This window comes from Faecalibacterium sp. An121, from assembly GCF_002160915.1.
Classification (GTDB): Bacteria; Bacillota; Clostridia; order Oscillospirales; family Ruminococcaceae; genus Faecalibacterium; species Faecalibacterium avium.
Genome location: NZ_NFLM01000011.1, coordinates 78,728 through 85,482 on the forward strand (window position 1 = coordinate 78,728; position 6,755 = coordinate 85,482).

The following is a 6,755-nucleotide window of genomic DNA, read 5'->3' on the forward strand; positions in this document are numbered from 1 at the left end:
GTTGCTTGTGCGGTTTACTTGCGCTTGTTCAGGATGGCCAGCAGCTCATCGTAGTAACGGTTGTCGCTGTTCTCCTCCTCGACCGCAGAGGCAGGCTTGGCCGAGCCGGGCGCGGTGCCGTCCGCATTGAACACCACGCCGCTGCCTGTGCCGGCGCTGCCGCCCAGGGTGCTGCTGCCCGCAGCCGAAGCGGTGCTGCCCGCGCTGGCGTTGTCCAGCGCAGAGCGCAGTGCGTCCCCGGTACGGTTGTCGAAGCCGGTGGCCACCACCGTGACCCGCATCTCATCCGAGAGGTTCTCGTCAAAGGCGGTGCCCCAGATGATGTTGGCGTCGGGATGGGCGCTCTGGGTGATGAGGCCGGCAGCCGTCTCGATGTCCTCCAGGCCGATGTCGGGGCTGGAGGTGATGTTGATGATAACGCCGTGGGCCCCGGCGATGCTGGTCTCCAGCAGGGGGCTGGACACGGCGGCCTTGGCGGCATTCTCCGCCTTGCCCGCGCCCTTGGCGCTGCCGGTGCCCATGTGGGCGTAGCCGGCGTCCTTCATGATGGAGCGCACGTCGGCAAAGTCCAGGTTGATGAAGGCCGGCACGTTGATCAGGGCCGAGATGGACTCGACGCCCTGGCGCAGCACGTTGTCGGCGGCCTGGAAGGCGTTCATCAAGGTGATCTTCTCCTGGCTGATCATCTTCAGCCGCTCGTTGGGGATGACGATCAGGCTGTCCACGTGCATCAGCAGGTTGGCGATGCCCTGTTCGGCCAGGCCCATCTTCCGCTTGCCCTCAAAGGCAAAGGGCTTGGTGACGATGCCCACCGTCAGGACCCCCAGGTCATGGGCCACCTCTGCCACCACAGGGGCCGCACCGGTGCCGGTGCCGCCGCCCATGCCGGCCGTGATAAAGACCATCTGCGCCCCTTTGAGCACATTGGCGATCTCGTCCTTGCTCTCCTCTGCCGCGCGCTGGCCCACTTCGGGGTCGGCGCCGGCGCCGCGGCCCTTGGTCAGCTTGGAGCCCAGCTGCACCTTGATGGTGGCATGGTTTTTGTTCAGGGCCTGCTGGTCGGTGTTCATCGCGATGAACTCCACTCCCTGCAGCCCGTCGGCCACCATCCGATTGACGGCGTTGCCGCCGCCGCCGCCCACGCCCACCACCTTGATGGTCGTTACGTTTTCGTCCATTTCTTCGTCAAGCATCAAAGCCATAGTCTTGTTCCTCCGTCAGGCAATATGGTCACTGGACAGCCCCCGGGCACGGGTCCCCCTTCCCGGGCGGCCCAGATAATACTCTAGTTGAGTTATACAAGTTTATCCTATCATCTTTTGGCTCCGATTGCAAGTTATTTTTTCCTTTTCAAGTCCCTTTTTTGCAATTTGACAATTTGGGCGCACATTTCTTATCCAATTCGTGCCCCCAGAGACCGCAGCATTTCCTCCAGGCCCCCGTATCCCCGGGCGATATATTCCCTCCCGGCGATCCGGCTGGACCCTCTGGCCCCCAGGGCCGCCACCACCAGCGCCGCTCCGCCCCGCAGGTCCCCGGCGGTCACATCGGCCCCATGCAGCGGCCTACCCCCATGGATGTGCAGGGTCCGGCCCCGGACCGACACCGCCGCCCCCATGGCCTCAAAACCCCCAGCGCAGCCAAACCGCGCCTCAAACACATGGTCCACCAGCACCGTCTGCCCCCGGGCGCTCAGCAGGGCGGCCGCCACCAGAGGGGCCGCGTCGGTGGCAAGGCCGGGATAGACCCCCGTCTCCAGCAGGCCCACCCCCCGCAGGGGCCCGGCCCGGCCCACCGAGGCCCAGCCGGCGCCCCGCAGCACCCAGCAGCCCGCCTGCTCCAGCACATCCAGCACCGGCGCATAGAGGCCGGGGCTGCATCCCGCAATGGTCACCCGCCCCCGGGCCGAGGCCACGGCGCAGGCCAGTGTGGAGGCAAAGATGCGGTCCGGCATGGGACGGTAGGCCGTGCCGTGCAGCCTTCGGCCCCCTTCGATGACGATGCGGCTGGTGCCCGCGCCCTCCACGCAGCCCCCGCACCGGTTCAAAAACTGCGCCAGATCAAGGATCTCCGGCTCCAGAGCGGCGTTTTCCACCACCGTCCGGCCCCTGGCCGCGCACCCCGCCAGCAGCGCCGTCTCGGTGGCGCCCACACTGGGACCGGGCAGGCTCAGACAGGCGCCGTGCAGCCCCGACGGGGCGGACAGCACCAGCCGCTGGCCCACCTGGCACACACGGGCGCCCATCCGCTCCAGGGCGGACAGGTGCCAGTCCACCGGCCGGCTGCCGATCCTGCAGCCGCCGGGCAGCCAGGTCTCCACCCGGCCCAGCCGGGCCAGCACCGGCGCCGCAAACAAAATGGATGCCCGCATCCGCCCGGCCTGGGCCTGGGGCAGACGGCAGCGGGAGGGCGGCCCCCCTGCCAGGAGGTTCGGCCCCTGCCACCGGGCCTGGCAGCCCGCCGCCCGCAGGATGGCCAGACAGTCCTCCACATCCGACAGGCGCGGCGGTCCCAGCAGCGCCGCCGGGCTGCCGCACAGCACGCTGGCCGCCAGCAGGGGGAGCACGCTGTTCTTGGCAGGGGGCACCTGCGCCCTGCCGTACAAGGGCCGGCCGCCCTGCACCTTGATCCTACCGCCCATAAAAATACCCCCGTTTCGCAAAAGATACCCTACGGTATGCAAAACGGGGGCGCTGTGTGAGGAAATACCCGCGCGAAACAGCCTTGCGGGCCGGGGTGCGAATTACCTGCGGAATTTGTCAAACGGGGGCGGGGTTCAAGCCTCCTGCCGGGACACCGACAGCACGATGCCCATCTCCCCCAGCAGCATCATCAGGCTGGTGCCCCCGGAGGAGAAAAAGGGCAGGCTGATGCCGGTGTTGGGGATGGTATTGGTGACAACCGCCATATTCAGCGCGGCCTGCATGGCCACCTGCACCACAAAGCCGATCACCAGCAGCCCGCCAAACCGGTCGGGGGCGCGCAGGGCCAGGGTGATGCCCCGCAGCAAAAGCAGGACGAACAGGGCCACCACCGCCAGGGCGCCCACAAAGCCCAGTTCCTCGCAGAGGATGGCAAAGATAAAGTCGTTCTGGGGCTCGGGGACGAACAGATGTTTTTGGCGGCTGTTGCCCAGGCCCAGGCCGGCGGCGCCCCCCGAACCGATGGCATAGAGGCTCTGGATGGTCTGGTGGCCGTCCCCCAAAGGGTCCGCAAAGGGGTCCAGCCAGGAGGCCAGGCGGCTGGCGGCATAGGGCACCAGGTCCGGCATCACCGCCACGGCGGCCCCCACCGCGGCCACGGCCCCCGCCCCCGCCAGGGCGAACCACCGCAGCCCGGTGCCGCCCACAAACATCAGCACCGCCCCGATGCCCAGGATCAGCACGGTGCCCGACAGGTGGGGTTCCAGCAGCATCAGCACCGCCACCGCCCCCAGCACCAGGCCGAAGGGCAGCACCCCCACCCCAAAGCTGCCCATCCGGCTGGCGTTGAGGGAGATGATGTGGGCAAAGGTGAGCACCACCGCAAACTTGGCGATCTCACTGGGCTGCAGGGTGCCCACCCCGGGGATCACCAGCCAGCGCTTGCAGCCGTTGTACTCGGGCATGAACAGCACCACCGTCAGCAGCACCAGACTGAGGCCCATCAGGGGCCAGGCCAGCTTGTGGTAGATGTGGTAATCCACCCGGCTGGCCAGCCACATGGCGCACAGCCCCAGAGCCGCGTACAGCAGCTGCGGGCGGATATAGGCGTAGGGGTCGCCCCGGCGGTAGAGGGCCACCGCATAGCTGGCGCTGAACAGCATCACCAGCCCAAAGGCCACCAGGGCCAGCACCAGGACCAAAAAGGGCAGGTCCAGCGGGGGCTGGGCGTGCAGCCGGGGGGATCTGTCCGGAGCGGGCCGGCGCAGCCCTTCCCAGCGGGTGGTAGCGTGTTCCATCTGCATCCGGAGGCCTCCTTTCTCTGTGCCTTTATTGTACGCAGCCGGCCCCGCCCTTAGTCATGGACCGGCCCTGCGGGCGCATACACTGGAACGAAAGGAGGGACGCCCATGCCTCAGGAACCCATCCTGCCCGGCCGCAGTTTCCGCCTGCGGGCCAGGCTGGTGGCCGCAGGGTTCTGCCTGCTCTGCTTTGGGGGCCTGGCCGCGCGGCTGGCCTGGCTGCAGCTGGCCGACAACAGCCTGTATGTCCAGCGCGCTCTGGGCCAGCAGCTGCAGGATACCACCGTGCCCGCGGGACGGGGCCGCATTTACAGCGCCGACGGGGCGCTGCTGGCCGCCAATGCCTCCTGCTGGACCCTGCGGGCCTCCCCCCGGGAAATGCCGGAGGAGAAGCTGGAACTGGCTGCCCAGGGCCTGGCTTCCATCCTGGAGCTGGACAGCGCCAGCCTGCTGGAACAGTTCAGCCGCCGGGACTCCAACGACTGTCTGCTGCGCTACCGGGTGGACCGCGCCACCGCCGATGCGGTGCGGGACTTCTGCCAGCAGAACGCGATCACCGGCATCCGCATCAACCAGGATACACGGCGGTGGTATCCCCAGGGAGAGCTGCTGGCCTCGGTGCTGGGCTTCACCAATGTGGACAACGCCGGCGTCTCGGGGCTGGAGCTGGAGTACGACAGCCTGCTGGCCGGCCAGGACGGCGTGGTGCTGACCGCCGTCAACGCCTGGGGCTACACCCTGTCCCAGAGCTATGCCATACAGCAGCCCCCGGTGGAGGGCAGCAGCCTGGTGCTGACCATCGACACCCATATCCAGCGCTACCTCGAAAACGCCCTGGGCTACGCCGTACAGGAGCACAGCGCCGCCGCCCGCGGGGTGGGCATCGTGCTGGATGTGAACACCGGGGCGGTGCTGGCCATGGCCACCACCCCGGCCTACGACCCCAACCAGCCCCGCGTGGTCTATGACCCGGCCGCCCGGGCCGCCGTCAACGCCCTGTCGGGCCAGCAGCGCGCCCAGGCCCTTCAGCTGGCCCAGCAGACCCAGTGGCGCAACAAGGCGGTCAGCGACCTTTATGAGCCGGGCAGCGTGTTCAAGCTGATCACCTGCGCCGCCGCCCTGGATTCCGGGGCCGTGAAGCCCGAGGACACCTTTGTCTGCGGGCCCTATATCTCGGTGGCGGGCACCCGCTTCCACTGTGCCAACCGCAAGCGCCACGGGGTACAGACGGTCACCCAGGCCCTGATGAATTCCTGCAACCAGAGCTTCATCCAGATGGGGGCGCGCCTGGGCAAAGAGGCCTTTTGCAGCTACTTTGCAGCCTTTGGGCTGCAGGGCGCCACCGGCATCGATCTGCCCGCCGAACCCGCCCACAGCCTCTATTACACCGCAGACCGGATGGGCCCGGTGGAGCTGGCCTCCTGCTCCTTCGGGCAGAGTAGCAAGGTCAGCTTCATCGGGATGGCCGCAGCGGTGGCCGCCATCGTCAACGGGGGCCGGCTGATGCGCCCCTATGTGGTGGCCGAGGTATACAGCCCCAGCGGGGAACTGCTGCAGCAGAACGGTCCCACACAGGCCGGGCAGGCCATCCGCCCCGAGACCTCTGCCCTGATGCGCCAGATGATGGAAGCGGTGGTGGTGTCGGGCGGCGGCCAGAAAGCGCAGATCCCCGGCTACCGGGTGGGCGGCAAGAGCGGCACCAGCCAAAAACTGGACAGCGACGACCCCACCGCCCGCATCGCTTCCTTTGTGGCCGTGGCTCCCATCGATGACCCCCAGCTGTTGTGCCTGGTCTGCATCGACGAGCCCCACAGCTGGACCACCGCCGGCGGCACCATCGCGGCCCCGGTCTGCGCCGAGGTGCTGGAGCAGGCCCTGGTCTATCGGGGGGTGCCCCGCACCGCCGTCCCGGCCGCCCCCGCCCTGGCCGAGCTGCCTGCGGACGGGGACAGTTTGAGCGGCGAATAACATTCCGCTCGGCTGGACGGGACTTTTTCGACAGTCTGTCCCATTTACAGGCAGCAAAAGGCCCCGCACCCTTCCCAGGGTACGGGGTCTTGCTGCCCTTATCGCTATTGTGGAACTGGCCTGCGCCCTTGGCGTGCAGTCGGACGACCTGCTGTTCGACCGCGGCAGCGAGCGCAGCCGTGTCCTGGCCGAGCTGTCCGATACGCTGGACCGCTGCACCTCCCAGCAGCTGCGCATCCTGACCGACATCGTCAAGGCCGCCAAGATATCGCTGGACAAGTACCAGCAGCCCTGAGCGCAGGCAACGGCTGTGCAGCACTCACGATTTGTCCCGCCCTGCACAGCGCCCAAAAAGCAAAACCCCCAAGGCATACGCCTCAGGGGTCTTGTTTTGAGAGAAGCCGGCATCTACCTATTTTCACAGGCCGTGTCCAGCCAACTATCTTCGGCACAAGTGAGCTTAACTTCTGTGTTCGGAATGGGAACAGGTGGGACCTCACCGTCATCGACACCGGCTGTCCGGAATGATCTTCCGGACAATTCTCTCTATTCTTTTTTAGAAGGACGTGCCTTCAGAACTGAATAATAATCTGCTTTGCAATCAGAGTACAAGTGCTTTTACCTGGTCAAGCCCTCGGTCTATTAGTACACACCTGCTGAATGGATCGCTCCACTTACACATCGTGCCTATCTACCTTGTAGTCTTCAAGGGACCTTACCTGATTACTCAGTGGGATATCTTATCTTTGGGTCGGCTTCACGCTTAGATGCTTTCAGCGTTTATCCGATCCGAACATAGTTGCCCAGCTGTGCTCCTGGCGGAACAACTGGTGCGCCAGAGGTT

General features: G+C 66.5%; 5 protein-coding genes and 2 rRNA genes. 2 read left to right on the forward strand and 5 right to left on the reverse strand.

The window, feature by feature from the left end:
* Nucleotides 1-14: 14 nt before the first annotated feature.
* The 3 genes from ftsZ to B5E66_RS07865 all read right to left on the reverse strand — a co-directional run bounded on the left by ftsZ (nucleotide 15) and on the right by B5E66_RS07865 (nucleotide 3,940).
* Nucleotides 15-1,202, reverse strand: coding sequence for a cell division protein FtsZ (ftsZ, locus tag B5E66_RS07855; protein WP_087231097.1), 1,188 nt, complete (start codon nucleotides 1,200-1,202; stop codon nucleotides 15-17).
* 191 nt (nucleotides 1,203-1,393) lie between these two features.
* The gene (locus B5E66_RS07860) at nucleotides 1,394-2,641 is read right to left on the reverse strand and encodes a UDP-N-acetylglucosamine 1-carboxyvinyltransferase (RefSeq protein WP_242958129.1); all 1,248 of its coding nucleotides are present in this window, start codon (nucleotides 2,639-2,641) and stop codon (nucleotides 1,394-1,396) included.
* Between the two features lie 135 nt (nucleotides 2,642-2,776).
* Entirely contained in the window at nucleotides 2,777-3,940 is a 1,164-nt protein-coding gene (locus tag B5E66_RS07865) for an FtsW/RodA/SpoVE family cell cycle protein (protein WP_087231125.1), read from the reverse strand.
* Between the two features lie 111 nt (nucleotides 3,941-4,051).
* On the opposite strand from B5E66_RS07865, the gene B5E66_RS07870 reads away from it, so the two are divergent.
* Both B5E66_RS07870 and B5E66_RS07875 read left to right on the forward strand, forming a co-directional pair.
* Nucleotides 4,052-5,911 carry a peptidoglycan D,D-transpeptidase FtsI family protein gene (locus B5E66_RS07870; protein ID WP_087231100.1) on the forward strand — a complete coding sequence of 620 codons (1,860 nt, stop codon included), beginning with the start codon at nucleotides 4,052-4,054 and terminating at the stop codon, nucleotides 5,909-5,911.
* A 109-nt stretch (nucleotides 5,912-6,020) separates the two neighbouring features.
* Entirely contained in the window at nucleotides 6,021-6,206 is a 186-nt protein-coding gene (locus B5E66_RS07875) for a hypothetical protein (RefSeq protein WP_087231103.1), read from the forward strand.
* A 104-nt stretch (nucleotides 6,207-6,310) separates the two neighbouring features.
* Here the strand turns inward: B5E66_RS07875 and rrf are convergent.
* Nucleotides 6,311-6,427, reverse strand: a 5S ribosomal RNA gene (gene rrf, locus B5E66_RS07880).
* Nucleotides 6,428-6,533: 106 nt separating this feature from the next.
* Nucleotides 6,534-6,755, reverse strand: a 23S ribosomal RNA gene (locus tag B5E66_RS07885); the annotation flags it as partial.